This window comes from Bifidobacterium avesanii (genome assembly GCF_009299475.1).
Taxonomy (GTDB): Bacteria; Actinomycetota; Actinomycetes; order Actinomycetales; family Bifidobacteriaceae; genus Bifidobacterium; species Bifidobacterium avesanii.
On the sequence record NZ_WBSN01000013.1, the window covers coordinates 25,462 to 42,312 of the forward strand.

At 67.6% G+C, this 16,851-nt stretch carries 10 protein-coding genes and 1 pseudogene; 7 read left to right on the forward strand and 4 right to left on the reverse strand.

All coding sequences use genetic code 11. The annotated features are described in order from the left end of the window. Positions 1–53: 53 nt before the first annotated feature. From thrB to DSM100685_RS07490, 6 genes and pseudogenes are all read left to right on the forward strand, one after another. Complete coding sequence (gene thrB / locus DSM100685_RS07465; RefSeq protein ID WP_152350730.1) at positions 54–1,052, forward strand: homoserine kinase; 999 nt, start codon at positions 54–56, stop codon at positions 1,050–1,052. A 143-nt stretch (positions 1,053–1,195) separates the two neighbouring features. Next, the gene (locus tag DSM100685_RS07470; RefSeq protein WP_152350731.1) at positions 1,196–2,566 is read left to right on the forward strand and encodes a Maf family nucleotide pyrophosphatase; all 1,371 of its coding nucleotides are present in this window, start codon (positions 1,196–1,198) and stop codon (positions 2,564–2,566) included. Then, positions 2,556–3,698, forward strand: coding sequence for a LacI family DNA-binding transcriptional regulator (locus DSM100685_RS07475; protein WP_152350732.1), 1,143 nt, complete (start codon positions 2,556–2,558; stop codon positions 3,696–3,698). The genes DSM100685_RS07470 and DSM100685_RS07475 overlap by 11 nt, the downstream gene beginning before the upstream one ends. 264 nt (positions 3,699–3,962) lie before the next feature. Next, positions 3,963–5,027: pseudogene (locus tag DSM100685_RS07480) on the forward strand (phosphotransferase enzyme family protein); the annotation flags it as partial. Between the two features lie 212 nt (positions 5,028–5,239). Then, a complete protein-coding gene (locus tag DSM100685_RS07485) occupies positions 5,240–6,937 on the forward strand; it encodes a galactose-1-phosphate uridylyltransferase (RefSeq protein WP_152350754.1) in 1,698 nt (565 codons plus the stop codon). Between the two features lie 372 nt (positions 6,938–7,309). Then, complete coding sequence (locus DSM100685_RS07490) at positions 7,310–9,220, forward strand: DUF2264 domain-containing protein (protein ID WP_152350733.1); 1,911 nt, start codon at positions 7,310–7,312, stop codon at positions 9,218–9,220. A gap of 471 nt (positions 9,221–9,691) precedes the next feature. Here the strand turns inward: DSM100685_RS07490 and DSM100685_RS07495 are convergent, their stop codons facing one another. After that, positions 9,692–11,857 carry a GDSL-type esterase/lipase family protein gene (locus tag DSM100685_RS07495; RefSeq protein WP_170284997.1) on the reverse strand — a complete coding sequence of 722 codons (2,166 nt, stop codon included), beginning with the start codon at positions 11,855–11,857 and terminating at the stop codon, positions 9,692–9,694. A 126-nt stretch (positions 11,858–11,983) separates the two neighbouring features. After that, positions 11,984–13,303: an ABC transporter substrate-binding protein gene (locus DSM100685_RS07500; RefSeq protein ID WP_163201061.1), complete on the reverse strand. Its 1,320-nt coding sequence runs from the start codon at positions 13,301–13,303 to the stop codon at positions 11,984–11,986. 262 nt (positions 13,304–13,565) lie between these two features. Between DSM100685_RS07500 and DSM100685_RS07505 the strand changes: the two genes are divergently transcribed. After that, positions 13,566–14,393, forward strand: a complete 828-nt coding sequence (locus tag DSM100685_RS07505; RefSeq protein ID WP_163201059.1) for an AraC family transcriptional regulator — start codon at positions 13,566–13,568, stop codon at positions 14,391–14,393. Between the two features lie 554 nt (positions 14,394–14,947). Here the strand turns inward: DSM100685_RS07505 and DSM100685_RS07510 are convergent. Next, the gene (locus DSM100685_RS07510) at positions 14,948–16,270 is read right to left on the reverse strand and encodes an ABC transporter substrate-binding protein (protein ID WP_152350737.1); all 1,323 of its coding nucleotides are present in this window, start codon (positions 16,268–16,270) and stop codon (positions 14,948–14,950) included. 281 nt (positions 16,271–16,551) lie between these two features. Continuing rightward, positions 16,552–16,728 carry a hypothetical protein gene (locus DSM100685_RS10755; RefSeq protein ID WP_163201057.1) on the reverse strand — a complete coding sequence of 59 codons (177 nt, stop codon included), beginning with the start codon at positions 16,726–16,728 and terminating at the stop codon, positions 16,552–16,554. Positions 16,729–16,851: the final 123 nt, after the last annotated feature.

Consider the following 16,851-nt stretch of genomic DNA (forward strand, 5'->3'; position numbering starts at 1 on the left):
ACCGAAATGCTCGACTAAAATGCCCGACTGAAATCCGGCAAGAGGAGACCGCCATGCTGCCCGAAATCCATTCCGTGAAGGTCCGCGTGCCCGCCACCAGCGCCAACCTCGGCTCCGGCTTCGACACCGTGGGCCTCGCGCTCGACTACTTCGACGAGATCGAGTTCACCACGAACGCGAACCCGGAGGACAAAAGCGCGCACATCGAGATCCACGGCGAGGGCGAGGACACCCTGCCCCGCGACGAGACGCATCTGGTGGTCTCCACGTTCCGCAAGGCGTGCGACACGTTCGGCCTCGACAAGTTCGGCTTCACCATGGTGGCGCACAACCGCATCCCGCAGGCGCGCGGCATGGGCTCGAGCGCCGAGGCGATCGTGGCCGGCATCGCGGCGGCGGCCGGGTTCGCGCACCGCGGCAACCTCAACCGCGCGGCCATCTTCGATCTCGCGGCGCACATCGAGGGCCATCCGGACAACGTGGCGCCGGCCGTGTACGGCGGCCTCACCGTCTCCTACGACTTCGAGACCTCCGAGGGCGTCGGCTCCGTGGCCATCGCGGGCGGCGAGCCCCTGCGCTCCGGCTTCCACGCGGTGAACTACCCCGTGGACCCGGCCATCAACGCGTTCGTGTTCGTGCCCGACTACGAGCTGTCCACCGAGAAGGCGCGCGAGGCGCTGCCCGCCAAGGTGGCGCACGCGGACGCCGTGTACAACGTCTCGCGCGTGGGGCTCATGCCCGCGGCCATGAACCCCGCCTCGATCGGCGACGAGGACGCGGCCAACGCGCTGCTGTTCGCCGCCACGCAGGACCGCCTGCACCAGCCGTACCGCGCGCCCCTCATGCCGCCGTCCACCGCGCTCATCGCCAAGCTGCGCCGCGCCGGATTCGCGGCCGCGGTCTCCGGCGCCGGCCCGTGCGTGCTCGTGCTGCACCACGGCGACGCGGTGGAGGAGATCGGGCGGCTCACGGCCGACGAGCTCAACTCGGGCCACTGGCGCATGCTGCACCTGCCGATCAACGCCACCGGCGTCGAGATCGAGCGCGCGTAGGGCGTCTGGACGGCACCGGCCACGGGACGCCGGCCGCGGCGGTTAAAACGTTCAACGCGCCGAACGGGAAAAGTGCCCGCCGACCGCGCCCAAGTGCGATAAAGTGCAGATAGGAACTCACGTACGAGGAAGTTGGTGTAGCTATGTCTGTTCCGCTGATTCTTGCGTCCAAGTCGCGTCCCCGCAGGGACGTGCTGTACAACGCCGGCATCTGCGCGACCATCCGCGTCTCCCATGTCGACGAACCCGCCGTGGTGCTGCACGAGGCCACGCGGCTCGGCATGACCGTGGACGAGCTGCCGGTGCAAAGCCAGGTGTTCATCCTCGCGCAGGCCAAGGCGCAGGCCGTGTACGACACCTACCGCGAGGTGCGCGAAACCGCGGCCGCCGCGACCGGCGAGCTGCACGTGTGCCGCCCGCTTCAGGAGGGCTTCGACGTGATCGCCGCGCGCGAACCCATCTCGCAGGCCATCGAGCGCCACGGGGGCATGACCGCCGCCGGGCGCGGGCCGCTGATCGTGGGCTGCGACTCCATGTTCTGCATCGGCAACAACGCCTACGGCAAGCCGCACGACGCCGAGCACGCGCGCGAACGCCTGCGTATGATGCGCGGCAAGACCGGCACCCTGTGGACCGGCCACTGCGTGATCGACGCCGCCACCGGCAGGACCGTGCGCGCGGTGAGCCACGCCGAGGTGCGCTTCTGCGAGTACACCGACGAGGAGATCGAACGCTACATCGCCACCGGCGAGCCGCTCGAGGTGGCCGGCTCGTTCACGCTCGAGGGCTTCGGCGGCTCGTTCATCGAGTCGATCCAGGGCGACCCGTCCGGCATCATCGGGCTCAGCCTGCCCACGCTGCGCCGGCTCATCGGCGACCTCGGCTACAGCGTGACCGACCTGTGGAACCTCAACCGCAACGAGCAGCTCGGCATCAACCCGGACAACCCCAAGGCCCCGCGCGACAACGTGCACCAGCCTGGCGACGGCTGGATCGACTGCGCGTGCGGCAAGAAGCACTGGGGCGTCAACGGCGCCTCCGGCGTGCTGCTGGCCAGGCGCGACGCCGCGACCGGCGAGGTGACGCACGTGCTGCTGCAGCACCGCGCCGCGTGGAGCGCCGAGGGCGGCACGTGGGGCGCGCCCGGCGGCGCCACGGCGGACGGCGAGAGCCCGCTCGAGGGCGCGCTGCGCGAAAGCTACGAGGAGGCCAACATCCGCCCGGAGGACATCGACGTGGTCGGCTCCTATCGCGAGGACCACGGACCGTGGGGCTACACCACCGTGTTCGCGTTCGAGAAGCCGGGCCACGAGGTGCGCCCGCGCGCGAACGACGACGAGAGCACCGAAGTCAAGTGGGTGCCGCTCGGGGAGGTCGGCAACTACACGCTCATCTCCGCCATGCAGCGCGACTGGCCGCAGTTCGTGGACCGCATCAAGTCGATCTCCGCCGCCATGGCCGAGCGCGACCGCGCCGCGGCTGACGCGGCGGGCAACGCGGCGGATGAAGGCTGACGCCGGCTCCCGCGCCGGACGGTCCGGGCGCGGAACCGGCCGCGTGACCCTGCGCGAGGTGGCCGCCCGCGCCGGCGTGTCGATCGGCACGGTGTCGAACTACCTGAGCGGCCGCGCGCGCCTGTCCGGCGAAACGGCCGCGCGCGTGAAGGCCGCCGTGGACGAGCTCGGTTACGTGGCCAACGCGGCGGCTCGCACGCTCAAGACCGGGCGCACCATGACGCTCACGCTCGCCGTCGTGAGCCTCAACCAGCCGTACTTCGCCGAGCTCGCCGAGCAGGTCATCGCCGCGGCGGACGAGCGCGGGTACGGCGTGATCGTGCAGTCGCTGGGCGCGAGCCGCGCGCGCGTGGAGAAATGCGTGGACGCGGCGCGGCGCGGCGTGACCGACGGGCTGATCGTCAGCCCCACGCTCATGGGGGAGCGGGACGCCCGGCTGTTCGAGGGGACCTACCCGCTGGTGGTGCTCGGCACGCAGCCGTTCGAGGCGCCCGCGCCGAACATCACCGTGGACAACGTGAAGGCCGCGTACGACGCCACCGCGCACCTCATCCGCGCCGGGCGCACGCGCATCGCGCTGGTGGGCGGCGAATTCGGACCGCTGCGCAACTCGCGCAGCTGCCGCGCGGAGGGCTATCGCGCCGCGCTCAATGACGCCGGTCTGCCGTTCGACCCGCGTCTCGTGCACGGCATCTACGACTGGAACAGCATGGAGGGCGCGCGTGCCGTGGACGTGCTCATGGAGTACGCGCCGAACTTCGACGCCGTGCTCGCCTGCGACGACCTGCTCGCGTTGGGCGTGATGCGCCGGCTCATGGACCGCGGCCTGCGCATCCCCGACGACGTGCGCGTGGTCGGCATGGACGACATCGGGCAGAGCCGCTACTCGGTGCCCACGCTGACCTCGGTCGATCTGGGACGCCAGAACGTGGCCGTGGAGGCGGTGGATTCGCTCATCGCGCAGGCCGCGGCCGGACGCCGTGCCGCGCCGGAACTCAGGTACGTGGCGCACCGCCTGATATGCCGCGACTCCTCGCCGGCCGCGCTGGGTGTTCCGGGTGCTTTGGGCTCGCCGGCCGCTCCGGGAGAGGATGCCGGCGAGGACACCGCCGGGCGCGATTTCAAGGCGTAATCGGCGCCCGATCGCGGCGAATGCGCCAAACTACATCCATATTTCCGATTCGTGTGGTTGTTTTTGCAGTCCCGGGCGGGTATCCCCATTGGCGTTTCGGCGAAATGCCGGGAGGACTATCCGGCGTATGCTGGAAAATCGACCGCACGAATCGGAAATACGATTGACGGGCCTGTCAAGGGGCGCATAGTTTGATGCGAACCAACGTAGTTGCCTCGTGAATCACGCAAATTACCGGCCCAACGTCCACAGAGAGGAACTTTCATGACAGTCACCGCCGCCTCGCTGGCATCCGTGGCCTCGCGGTTTGCGCTGGACGGCGTGGTTGAGAGCGTCGAGCCCCATGGCGACGGCCACATCAACGCCACCTATCTGGTGAACGCCGGGTACAGGCGGTACGTCCTGCAGCGCATCAACACCACGGTCTTCCCGGACGTGGAGGGGCTCATGCGCAACATCCGGCTCGTCACAGCGTTCCTGCGCGCCAAGGGCTGCGAGACGCTGCGCATCGTGCCCACGCGCGACGGCGCGGACTACTGGCGCGGCGAATCCGGCGCGTGGCGCGTCTACGACTGCATCGAAGGCACCGTCTCCTACAACCTCGTGCCCAACGCGGGCATCCTGCGAGAGGCGGGCGCGGCGTTCGGTGCGTTCCAGAACCAGCTCGCCGGTTTCAAGGCCTCCCAGCTGACCGAAACCATCCCGCATTTCCACGACACCCCGGACCGCTTCGCGCGGTTCCGCGCCGCAGTGGACGTCGACGTCTGCGGGCGAGCGGACTCGTGCCGCGGGGAGATCGACTTCTACATGGATCGCGCCGGCGACTGCCCGGTCGTCACGGACGCGCTTCGGAACGGCGGCATCCCCCTGCGCGTCACGCACAACGACACCAAGCTCAACAACATCCTCATGGACGCGGCCACGGGCAAATCCCGCGCGATCATCGACCTCGACACCGTGATGCCCGGCTCCCTGCTGTACGACTTCGGCGACGCGATCCGCACCGGCGCCTCCACCGCGCTCGAGGACGAGCCGGACGTGCGCAAGGTGCATTTCAGCCTCGACCTGTTCCGCGCCTACACGCGGGGCTTCGTGGGCGCGGTGCGGGGCAGCGTCACCGCGCGCGAGGCCGAGCTCCTGCCGTTCGGCGCGCGGCTGATGACCCTCGAATGCGGCATGCGGTTCCTCACGGACTACCTGTGCGGCGATGTGTACTTCGCCACCGCGTATCCCGAGCACAATCTGGTCCGCACGCGCACGCAGATCGAGCTGGTGCGGCAGATGGAGGAGCGGGACGCCGCGATGCGCGGGGTGGTGGACGACGTGATGGGCGATGGCGGCGAAGTGCCGGACGAGGGCGTCCCGCCGGCGAACGGGGATGCGGCCGGCAATGCGGCCGTGGCGGGTGAACGTGCGGCCGGTGCCATGATCGGCGCATGCGCGGCCGGCGGGAATGGGACGATGCCCGAAGATGGCACGACCGGATGTGCCGCGGCATGTGGGGACGCGGCATGATGGGCGGTATGACGGATCCCATGGCCATGCGGGAAGCCCCCGCCGTGGGCGCAACTGCCCCGGACGAGGCCGGACCCGAGGCATGCGGCGGTGACGGATTCGCCGCCGTGTGCGCGGCGGTCGACGCGCTGATGATCTACGCGCAACGGCGTCTGATGCTGGATTCGCGCGACGTGGACTGGGCGCGCAACCGCCTGCTTGAGGTGCTGGGGTTGGCGTCGTACCGGTCGGCGGGCGCGGACGGCATGGACGGCGTGCGCGGCGGTGCGGATGAAGCCGACGCGGTGGGGCCGGTTGCGCCGGACGCCTCGAATGCGACGGAGCCGTCCGGGATTCCGGATGCTCCGGATACCCCGGACCTTCCACTCGCCGCGCTCCGCCGTGCCGTCATGGCCGCCGGACTGGTCGCCGATGCGGACTGGCCGAGTCTCGCCGACGCGGTTATGGGCGCCCTCACGCCGCCGCCGTCCGCGCTGCAGGACCGCTTCGCCGCCGAGGAGCGCCGCAACGGCGGTATGGCGGCCATGCGATGGTTCTACGACGTATGCTGCGCGAACGACTACGTGAAGAGGTCCGCGCTCGCGGGCAATCCCCGCTTCGACTCGCACGGGCTGACGGTCACGATCAACCTCGCCAAGCCCGAATTCAAGGATCCGAAGAAGGCGGCGGCCGGCACCGCCACGGCCACCGGATACCCGATGTGCGCCATCTCGCACGACAACGAGGGCTTCGCCGGGCGGAACAAGCGCACCCTGCGCACGGTCCCGGTCACGCTCGACGGCGAGCCGTGGTTCTGGCAGTTCTCGCCGTACGGCTACTTCCGCGAGCACGGCATCTGCGTGAACATGCGGCACGTGCCCATGCGGGTGGACCGGCGCACGTTCACGCGGCTCATGGACTTCACCGACCGTTTCCCCGGTTATTTTCTGGGCTGCAACGCCGCCCTGCCGCGCATCGGTGGGTCGGTGCTCTCGCAGGACCACTATCAGGGCGGCGGCGAGATGCTGCCCATGTTCCGCGCGCCCTCGTACGCCTCGTTTACGGTGCCCGGCGGCGGGGACGTGGCGTTGGAGGCGCTCGACTGGCCGGGCACCGCGATCCGCGTGGTCTCGGCGAACCGCGACGCGATCGTGGAGGTGTGCGACCGGATCCGCCGGGCGTGGTTCGAATACGACGACGCGGCGCGCGGCATCGCCAGCCATGACGAGGCCGGCAACCGGCAGTCGGCCCTCTCACCCAGCGCGGTTCGCACCGGGCGTGGATGGGAGATGAGCCTCATCCTGCGCAACAACGCCGTGAGCGCGGAGCGGCCGTTGGGCGTGTTCCACGTGCGTCCGGAGTTCTGGTGCGTCAAGCAGGAGGCGATCGGGCTCATCGAGGCGCAGGGGCTGTTCATCCTGCCCGGCCGGCTGCAAGGCCAGCTCGGCGCGATCGAGGACGCGCTGGAGGCCGGCGGTCCGCTGCCGGAGCCATTGACCGCGTTCCGGCCGATCTGGGACGAGCTTGTGGCGGCGCTGGTCGGGGCTGATGGCTGCGCCCATGCCCATAGCGTCACCGGTGGCTTCGCTTGTCGTGGCTTCGAACGTGAGGCGGTGCGCGCCGCGATACGCGACGAGTTCGGCAGCGTGTGCCGTCGCATGCTCGGCGACACGGCGGTGTTCAGTGACCGCGCAGGGCTCGCCGGCTTTCTGGAGGGCTTGGGGTTCGCGCGGAAGGCGTCGTGACCACCATTTCGCGGGAAGCTGTGGGAAACCGCGGGAAATTGCGGGGAACTGTGAAAGGCTGCGAGGGGCTACATCCGTATTTCCGATTTGTGTGGTTGATTTTCCGCCCGAGCCCGAGTAGCCTTCGCGCCATTTCGCCGAAGTTCCAATGCCGATACCCGGCGTCTTCCCCAAAAACCACCACACAAATCGGAAATGCAATAAGCGGGCTGGTTCGGAGCCGTATAGGCTGATGCAAAACAACGTAGTCGCGCCCACGGCGACACACCCCAGTGATCAATAATGATCGAATTTGATTAAAACACATAAAACATGCTATGCTGTCGGCAATGCCGCAACGGATGCGGCGCGCGACGAGACAGCGAGGTACCCATGGCCATCCAACCGTTCAACGCCCAGCTCAGGACCAACCGACTCAAAACCAAGGCCGAATGCGAGCAGGCGCTCGTCGACATGCTCGAGCCGGCCATGGAGCTCATGCTCAAGGGCGGTCGCTACGGCCGCTTCCGCATGTCCGACTCCGGCGCGGTCTACTCGCAGGACCGCACGTCCATCGAGGGCTTCTGCCGCCTGCTGTGGGGCCTCGGCCCGCTGTTCAGCAAGGCCAACCGCCGCAACATCAACCGCTTCGGCCACTGGTGGCAGTTCACCACCGAATCGATCATCCGCGGCACCACGCCCGGCGACCCCGACTACTGGGACAGCCCGCTGCTCGACTACGACCAGCTCTTCGTGGAGATGGGCGCGCTCACCGCGTTTCTCTACGAAACCGAGGAGGACTTCTGGGACCAGCTCGAGAAGGAGCAGCAGGAGAACATCCTCGACTGGTTCGAGGAAGTGAACCACCATGTGGTGCCCACCTGCAACTGGCTGCTGTTCCAGGCCATGGTGAACACTTGGCTCGCCTCGCACGGGCGTCCCGAAGCGCAGCGGCACGTGGACGAGTGCTTCGCCGTCACCAACTCGCACTATCTGGGCCACGGCTGGTCGTATGACGGCTTCGAGGACCACATCGACAACTACATCCCCTTCGCCTACCAGTTCTTCACGCTCGTGCTCGTCGGCCTCACGCGCGGCGACGACCCGCAGAGCCGCCTGCTGCGGGAGCGCGCCACGCCGTTCGTGGAAAGCTACGCCAACTGGTTCGCCGCCGATGGCGCCTGCCTGCCGTACGGCCGCAGCCTCGACTACCGCTTCGCGCAGGCCGCGTTCTGGGGCGCCGCCGCGTTCGCCGGTGTGGAGATGCCCGAAGGCTGGACGCTCGGCGACGTGAAGCGCCTGCTCATGTCCAACCTGCGCTGGTGGTTCCAACAGAACATGTTCCAGTCGGACGGCCTGATCCCGATCGGCTACGCATACCCGAACATGAACATGGCCGAGGGTTACAACGGCCCGGCCTCCGCCTACTGGGCGCTGAAGACCTTCGTGTTCCTGTGCCTGCCGGACGACGACCCGTTCTGGTCCGTGCGCGAGGCCGGGGAGTTCAAGTTCGAGCCGGTCAAGGTGCAGCCCGAGCCGCACATGATCGTGGAGCACTCCAGGACCGGGCGGGAGGTGCGTGCCTACGTGGCCGGCCAGCACAACTGGCAGCACGCGCACGGCGAGGCCAAGTACGAGAAGTTCGTCTACTCGTCCACCTTCGCGTTCTCCGTGCCCAAGGGCGGCGTGACCCTCGCGCAGGGCGCGTACGATTCCGCGCTCGCCGTCGCCGAGGGCGAGTACTTCTGGCGCACCATGTTCACCGACGAGAGGGAATGGGCGCTGCACGACGACTACGTCTACACGCTGTGGGAGCCGTGGGGCGACGTGAGCGTCCAAAACTTCGTGGTGCCGTTCATGCCGTGGCATGCGCGCGTGCATGTGATCGACACGGCCCGCACGCTGCATTTGGCGGAGGGCTCCTTCGCGCTGCCGGATTACGGCGAGACGGTCGAGGCGGCGGGCGTCGGCGGGGACTCCGCGCCGAAGAGCCTGTTCTATCGCACCGCCGAGGGGCTGACCGGCCTCGTGGCGTCCGAGGGCTTCGGCGTGGAGCTCTCCACGCCCGAGCCGAACACCAACCTGCAGTTCCCCAAGACCCGCATCCCGCAGCAGACGCGCGTGGTCGAACCCGGCAGGTACGTGTTCGTCTCGCTCTACCTGGGCGACCGCGAGCTCGAAAGCCTGGACGAGTCCGGGCGCGTGCTGGTGCCCGCCGTGTCGCTCGACGGCAACGTCCTGACCGTCCGCTCCGCGAACGGCGTCCCCGCCCGCACGGTCGCGTTCGAGGAGTTCCGCGCGTAGGTAGTTCCGTTCGCGGGCTCGGGCTTGCGGGCTCGCCGCTTGTCGCTTGCCGCCGAACCGGCAAATCGGGCGATCGTTCCAATCCGCGGCCTCTTCGGCGCAGGCTGGAACGATCGCCTTGTTTTTGCCGTCATTCGTCCCAAGCTGCGTTTTCTGGGGCGCGGGTTGGAACGAATGACGGCAAAACGGGGTGGCCTCAAACACGCGGGCATCCGGACACGCGCCCACGTGTGTGTCTCAGATCGCATCCAATTCCGAAATTGGCGGTGATCCAGGACGTATTGGCCCGTCGCCGTGTCGCAATCCGCATCCGACTCCTAAGAAGGATGCGGATCAGGACACATATGACGGTGGGATTGTCTCAAACCGCATCCGCAGCCGGTGAATGGGTCGGCGGAACGGTCGAGGGGGAGTTGTCCGTCTCGACCGCCCACCCCGCCGGAGGACCGGAGGCTTGGAAGTCTGGAAGTGCTACCCCAGCGGCACGGGATCGCTGGCGAAGCGGTCGCCGGCGGCGTTGCCGGCCTCGATGAGGATGGACAGGCCGGGGGCATCGTCCACGCGGTAGCTGTGCAGGCCGTTGACCTGCGCGTCGGGGATACGGTCGAGATCGCGGCGCATCCCGTTGGGGCCGAGCAGCACCACCGTGTATCGGTCGGCGTCCGGGCGGGCGCGGAACCGGACGGAGAACGCGATCTGCCCGGGGAACGTGGCACGGTCCACCTCGTACACGTTGAGGCCGCCGATGTGGCGGTCCGCCTCCGCCGTGGCGTCGAAGCGATGCCGGACGGTGATGCGCGCGGCGGGGGAGGGATGGTCCTCCCGCCATGCGGTGATCTCGTAGTCCACGCGCTCCGGCCAATCGGGGGACGGGCGGTCGTAGTACCACGGGTTGAGCGTTACGGTCTCCAGCGCGACGGGCGCCGCAGTGGCGGGAGCCGCGGCGGCGGGATTCAGCGCGGTGGTCCCCGCTGTGGCGGATCCCGGTGCAGCGGAACCGGGCGCATCGAAATCCGATACGGCGGAACTTGGTGCCGTGGAGCCGGATGCCGTGGAGCCGGATGCCGTGGAGCCGGATGCCGTGGAGCCGGATGCCGTGGAGCCGGATGCCGTGGAGCCGGATGCCGTGGAGTCGAAAACGGAAGAACCGGATGCCATGGAACCGGATGCGGCGGCCCCCGGCAGTTCCCGTCTCGTCACCGTGTAGTGTCTCGCCACCGTGTAGTACTCGGCGTCCGGCGAGGCCTTCCATCGCAGTTTGACCGCCTGCGCGCCCGGCGCATCCTCGATCTGCGCGGTGAGTCCGCTTACGCCGGCCGGCCCCAGCACCTCCTTCCCCGCCGCCGAACCCGGAGCCTCGTCCCCGCCGCCGAACCCGGAGTCCGGGAACGCGCGCAGGAATTCGTCCGCCACGAACCGCGCGCTTTTGGCCGCGCCGAGCAGATTGAGATGCACATTGTCGTCCACGCCGTCCGGGTAGTTCGCATACTGTCCGGCGTCGAGCTTCATGTGCAGCGCGTGCGAGCGCAGCGGGCCGAGACGGCGTTCCAGTTCCAGTCCGTAGGCGCCCAGATCGGCCACAGGCACGTCATGGTCACGGGCGTACGCCAGCATCGCGTCCCGGTAGTCGGCGAACCGGTGCATGAGCGTGTCGTCCGCCGCAAAGTCGCAGGTGCAACTGGGCGTCACCAGCATGGGCGTCACCCCGCGGTCCCGCGCGGACGTGACGTACCGGTCGAGGAACGCCGCATATGTGGGCGGGTCGGCGTAGCGCATGGGCCTGAGCCGCGTGGCGTCGTTGGGGCCCATCTGGAGGAGCAGCCAGTCGCCGGGGCGCACGTCGCGCAGCACCTCGTTGAGCCGGCCCTCGCCGATGTACGATCGCGCGGAGCGGGCGCCCAACGCGCGGTTGTGGATCTCCAGCGTGCCGTTGGCGCTGCGCATCACGCGGGATTGTTCGGCCGAGCCGCCGCGGTCCCGTTCGATCACCGCGACGCCACCGGGGAACAGCGTGCGGAACAGCTGCTCGCCCCAGCCGGACTGCGGGCGCTCGTTGTCGAAGTAGGTCTGGCAGATCGAATCGGCGATCACGAAGATCCGGCGTTCCGGGGCGGGCTCGGACTCCTCCGGTGCGGTTTCCTCGACCGTGATGCGGTGCACGAGCAGCGTGTGGAGTTCCGGATGCGCGGTCGGCTCCGAGGCCGGCGTGAAGGTGAGCTCCATGAGCCGCTTGCTCAAGATGGCCGTGAACGAGACGGTGGTCCGCGCGCCGGCGGGGACGTCGAAGGCGTCGTAGTGGGCGAGCTCGTTGACCACGGGACGCAGACGCAGGTCCGTCGGCTCCGGGTTGGCGACGTCCAGCGTGACCCGGTAGTTGCGCGACGGCATCGGCGCGACGAGGGTGGTGCCGGAGTAGTACGTGAACGTGCCGACGCTGGCCGGGTCGCCGTCCATGGGCGCTCTGTCCTCGCGCAGCGCCGAGAACGTGAACGCGACGGGCCCGTGGGCGAAGTCGGCGGGCCCGATCGGTTCGTCGTGCGCGACGCGGCCCCGGTAAACGCCGTCGACCCATCCCTCGGCCGGTTCGGCGTAGCTGCGATTGATGATGCGGCCTTCGGATGCGTCTTCGTGTTCCATGGCCGTTCCCCCCTCCGTGCATGGCAAGCGGCGGACCACCGGCTGCCGGCATCCGCCGCTTGCGATCATATATGTTCACCTATGGTATGGCCGCGAAACCGGTGCGGCCGCGCGTCAACCGTTGACTCAGCTGGCCGACGCGATCTCGTTGTTGATGGTGGTGATGAGCTCGTTGGCCGCCTCGGTGGGCGTGGCCTTGCCGAACGCGACGTTCTGCATGGCGCGGGCGATCTCCTTCTCGGCGCTGCTGGCGCCGTTCGGCACGGTTTCGGTGGCCGGTCCGGAGGCGGCGATCAGCTTGTCGGTGAATTCGAGGCCCTCCTTGGTGCCGCCGGTCGCGCTGGCCGTCAGCGAGGCTCGAATCGCGTTGTTGGCCGGGTCTCCGCGCTCGTTGCCGAGGATCTTGCCGGCGTCCTCGTCGTTGACCAGGAAGTCGACGAGCATGGCCGCCTCGGCCGGATGCTCGGTCTTGGCGGAGATGGCCCAGCTCAGGGACGACCACGTGGACTCCCACTTGACGCTCTGGTCGTCGGAGGGGATCTGCACGATGCTGATGTTCTCGGTGCCGGCGGCCGCCTGATAGACGGTCAGCTGGTTCGAGGCGACCACGGCCATGGCCTGCTTGCCGGTGGCGAAGGCGGACTGCTCCATCGTGGCGTTGGCGTTCTCCACCCACGCGTCCGTGCTGCCGGACACGCCCTCGTCGGCCCAGCGCTTGGCGAGGTTGAGGAAGTCGCCCAGCGTCTCGGCGCTCACGGCCACCTTGCCGTCCTTGAAGAACTCCTCGCCGTGCTGGCGGGCCCACAGCTCGCAGGTGAGCAGGTACGGCGGGGCGTAGGCGCCCACGACCTCGCCGCCGGACTTCTGCGTGACCTGCTTGGCCACGTTCTCGAAGTCGCTCCACGACCATGTGTCGGTGTCCGGCAGCTTGACGCCGTACTTGTCGAGGATGTCGTTGTTGACGACTACGCCGTGGCCCGCGATCGAGATCGGCGCCGAATACTGCTTGCCGTTGACCTGACCGGCCTGACGCACCGACTCGTTCATCGTGCTCAGGTCGAGGTATTCGCCCAGGACACCCATGTCGTACAGCGAGCCCTGCGAGGCGTAGGAGGCGATGTAGAAGTCGGACATCTGGATCACGTCGGCCACCTCGCCGCCCGCCGCGGACGTGGCGAGCTTGTCCCAATAGCCGTTCCAGTCGGAGTACTCGGTCTCCACGGTGATGTTCGGGTGCTTCTGCTCGAACAGCTCCACCGCCTGCTCGGTGAGCTTGACGCGCTTGTCGCCGCCCCACCAGTTGAGGCGCAGCGTCACGTTGCCCTCCGAGGGCTTGACCTCCGCCGTGCCGCCGCCGCTGCCGCCCGTGCCGCCGCATCCGGCGAGGGCCATCGTCATTGCCGCGATCGCGGCGGGGATCACCCGCCGCCAAGTGTTGCCTGTCATCTTCGTCTCCTTCGACCGTTCGGTGACCGTTGCGACCATCACGGCCATGTGATGGTCATGCTCCCATTGTGATCGCGTTTCGTGCGCGGGATACGGTGTTTCGGGCATGCGGATTGACTTCGGACTAGCGTTTCTTGCAATCGTGTGGTTGGCTGGCCGTATGAACGCCGAAGTTCCGCATGGCACGCATGCCGTGCAGGGCCCACAGACTGCGCATGGCCCGCAAATACCCGTGGCCCCGCGGGCGGAGATCAACAACGACATGTCCAACGACCGTTTCGACATGTTCCATGTGTCCGACCCGGTCGACCCGGACATGACCACGTTCCACTACCGCGACGGGTACGAGGTGCACTGCACGCTCGAGGGCGGCGGGTTGTTCTTCCTCGACGGGCGCGAGTACGTGAGCGCGCCGGGCACCGTCATTCTGGTGCACTACGGGCATCTGTGCCGCATCATCCGGCAGGTCTCGCCGGTCTTCGAGCGCATGTACTTCTACGTGTCGCCCCGGCTGCTGCGGGAGGCGTCCACGCCGCGCAGCGATCTTGAGGTCTGCTTCCGGGACGCGGGCAGCCCGGTCACGCGCGTGGTGGGCATGGACTTGGATGCGCTGCGCGTCCACGCCCGGCTGCTGGATGAGGCCCGGCGCGAGGCCGACGCCGGTGCGTTCGGCGGGGACATCCTGCTCGAACACCGCTTTCTGGACCTCATGGTGGACGTCAACCGGGTGACGCGCTGCTCGGGCAATGTGCTGCTGCAGGCGCGCGGCGAGCTGTCCCCGCTGGTCGACGGTGTGACGCGGTACATCAACGGGCATCTGACCGACGACCTGACGCTCGACGCGCTCGCCGACCGGTTCTTCACCGACAAATTCCACCTCTCGCGCGCGTTCAAGCGAGAGGTGGGCATCACCGTGCACGACTTCATCGTCAAGAAGCGTCTGTGGATGGCCAAGCGTCTGCTGCTGCGCGGCGCGAACGCTCAGACGGCGTGCGTGCAAAGCGGCTTTAGGACGTACACGCACTTCCTGCGCAGCTTCAAGAATGCCTACGGCATGACCCCGCGCGAATTCGTGGCCCGTTCGACGTGATCGTTCCAATCTGTGGCCTCTTCGGCGCAGATTGGAACGATCGCCCTGTTTTTGCCGTCTTCGGGGGCCGGTTTTGCCGTCATTCGTTCCAAGCTGCGTTTTCCGGGGCGCAGGTTGGAACGAACGACGACAAAACGGGGCGGCCTCGGACACGTAGGCATTCGGCCACGCGCCCGCGTGTGTGTCGCAATCCGCGTCCAATTCCGAAATTGGTGGCAATTGGAGACGCATTGGCCGGTCGCCGTGTCCTGATTCGCATCCGGTTCCGGAAATGGATGCAGGTCGAGACGCATCGGCGCCACGTCGTGTCCCGGATCGCCGCCGTTCTCGCAATTGGATGCAGGTCGAGACACAAAAAGCCTCCTGTGGCTTGCTTCGCATCCATCGCGAACAATGGGTGCGATTCAAGACATAGGAGGCGTGGCTGGCAGGGACGGGCGGGACCCCGGTTGACGTGCAATCGTGCAGTCACGCGGACATGGGGAAGGTGAACGTCCGCGAGAATGCGCGCCAATCGGGGCGCATCGGGCCCGCGATCAGTTCCTAACCAACGATCAGGCGGCGTCGATGCTGGCCTGCAGTTCGGCGATCATCTCCTTGGCGGCCTGAGCGGCGGTCTTGTCGCCGAACGCCACGTTCTGCTCGTAGCGCTTGATCACGTTCATCACGTCGGAGCCGCCGTTGGGCGTGATCTCCGGGGCGTCACCGAGCTTGTCCTCGATCACGTCCTGGAACTCGAGGGCCTTCTGATCGGTGCCCGTGGTGGACTTGGCCAGCGCCGCGCGGATCTTGTTGTTGCCCGGGATGCCGCGCTCGGTGCCGAGGATCTTGCCGGCCTCCTCGTCGTTGATGAGGTAGTCGATGAGCATGGCCGCCTCGGCCGGGTGCTCGGACTTCGCGGAGATGGACCAGTACTGGCTGGGCTTGAGGTACGCGGACTTCTTCGACTGGTCGGACGAGGGGATGGGCACGAGGCTCATGTTGTCCGTGCCGGCGGACTTGGCGTTCGAGGTGATCATGGCCGCCTGTGCGAAGACCATGGCCTGCTTGCCCTGCGCGAAGTCGCTCTGGTCCTGCGTGCCGGCCATCTGCTCGGCCCAGCGGTCGGACGAACCCGCGATGGGGGAGGAGCCGTGCGTCCAGTCGTACGACATCTGGAGGAATTCCGCCAGCGTGCCTTCGGAGATGGAGACCTTGCCGTCCTTGAACAGGCTCTCGCCGTGCTGGCGCGCCCACTGGGTCAGTCCCGTGCTGTCGATCATGGTGCCGATGCCCGTGGCCTCGCCGCCGCTCTTCTGGACGATCTGCTCGCCTACCTTGACCAGGTCGTCCCACGTCCACTTCGAGGTGTCCGGCAGGGTGACGCCGTACTTGTCGAGTACGTCGTTGTTGACGATGATCGCGTAGGCCGCGGAGGAGATCGGGGCGGCGTACTGCGTGCCCTGATATTCGCCGGTGCCCTTGAGCGAGGCGTCCATCTGGTTCAGATCAAGGTAGTTCGAGACCTTCGACAGGTCGTACAGTGAGCCCTGCGAGGCGTAGGACGCGAGGTACATCTCGTCCATCTGCAGCACGTCCGGGACCTCGCCGCCCGCGTTCTGCGTGGCGAGCTTGTCCCAGTAGCCGGTCCAGTCGGAGTACTCCACGTTCACGGTGATGTTGGGGTGCTTGGCGTGGAACGCGTCGATGGCCTGCTGGGTGAGCTTGAGGCGCGCGTCGGAGCCCCACCAGCTGATGGTCAGGGTCACCGGTTCGTCCGAGGCCTTGGCCTCGCCGTTCGAGGCATTGTTGCCCGAGCCGCCGCAGCCGGCCAGGGCCATCGCCATCGCGCACGCGGTCGCCGTGCCGCCGATCAGCCTGTTTCCGAGAGACTTCATCGTCCTCACTGTTCCTTTCCTTGACGGTGCCCCGCCGGTTCCGCCGCGTCGCCGAAGCCGCTGTGCGATGGGCGCCGTGCGTTGGTTGGAATTGCCGTGGGGCCATTCCCTCGCCGTAGAGGGAATGTGTGGTTATGGCACTACAGTACGACCGGAATGCCGCCGTGGCGTGGTAAATGTTGCGCTCCCGTATGTGAAAATTGCTCGGTGCGGCCTCTTCGCGCATGGGATAAGGAACGCCCCGGGCGTGCGCTCCGGGGCGCGAAGCATGCCGGACCGGGTTAATCCCGCGTGCCGTTGCTCCAGTCGCTCACCGCCGCGTAGACGAGGACCGCCACATAGGTGATCCATGCCAGCGTCGGTGAGATCTGGCCCGCCAGCGCGACGGACGACGCCGAGGCGATGATCGGGAACATGGCGGTTTTGCCATGGCGGGGCATGTTGGTCTTCGAACTCATGAGTGAGTCCTCCTTAATCAGTGGGTTTGCGGATAACGGCTTTCGCCGTGGTTCCGAACCGGTTCCATGCGGTTCGGAATTGATACCTATGATATCGAAAAAGATATCTAATAGTACGGTGTG

What these genes read in the sequence shown, in the direction of transcription:
- DSM100685_RS07470 (WP_152350731.1), top strand. Translation starts at nt 1,196, where the DNA reads ATGTCTGTTCCGCTGATTCTTGCGTCCAAGTCGCGTCCCCGCAGGGAC.
- DSM100685_RS07505 (WP_163201059.1), top strand. Translation starts at nt 13,566, where the DNA reads ATGTCCAACGACCGTTTCGACATGTTCCATGTGTCCGACCCGGTCGAC.
- thrB (WP_152350730.1), top strand. Translation starts at nt 54, where the DNA reads ATGCTGCCCGAAATCCATTCCGTGAAGGTCCGCGTGCCCGCCACCAGC.
- DSM100685_RS07475 (WP_152350732.1), top strand. Translation starts at nt 2,556, where the DNA reads ATGAAGGCTGACGCCGGCTCCCGCGCCGGACGGTCCGGGCGCGGAACC.
- DSM100685_RS07510 (WP_152350737.1), bottom strand. Translation starts at nt 16,270, where the DNA reads ATGAAGTCTCTCGGAAACAGGCTGATCGGCGGCACGGCGACCGCGTGC.
- DSM100685_RS10755 (WP_163201057.1), bottom strand. Translation starts at nt 16,728, where the DNA reads ATGAGTTCGAAGACCAACATGCCCCGCCATGGCAAAACCGCCATGTTC.
- DSM100685_RS07490 (WP_152350733.1), top strand. Translation starts at nt 7,310, where the DNA reads ATGGCCATCCAACCGTTCAACGCCCAGCTCAGGACCAACCGACTCAAA.
- DSM100685_RS07495 (WP_170284997.1), bottom strand. Translation starts at nt 11,857, where the DNA reads ATGGAACACGAAGACGCATCCGAAGGCCGCATCATCAATCGCAGCTAC.
- DSM100685_RS07500 (WP_163201061.1), bottom strand. Translation starts at nt 13,303, where the DNA reads ATGACAGGCAACACTTGGCGGCGGGTGATCCCCGCCGCGATCGCGGCA.
- DSM100685_RS07485 (WP_152350754.1), top strand. Translation starts at nt 5,240, where the DNA reads ATGCGGGAAGCCCCCGCCGTGGGCGCAACTGCCCCGGACGAGGCCGGA.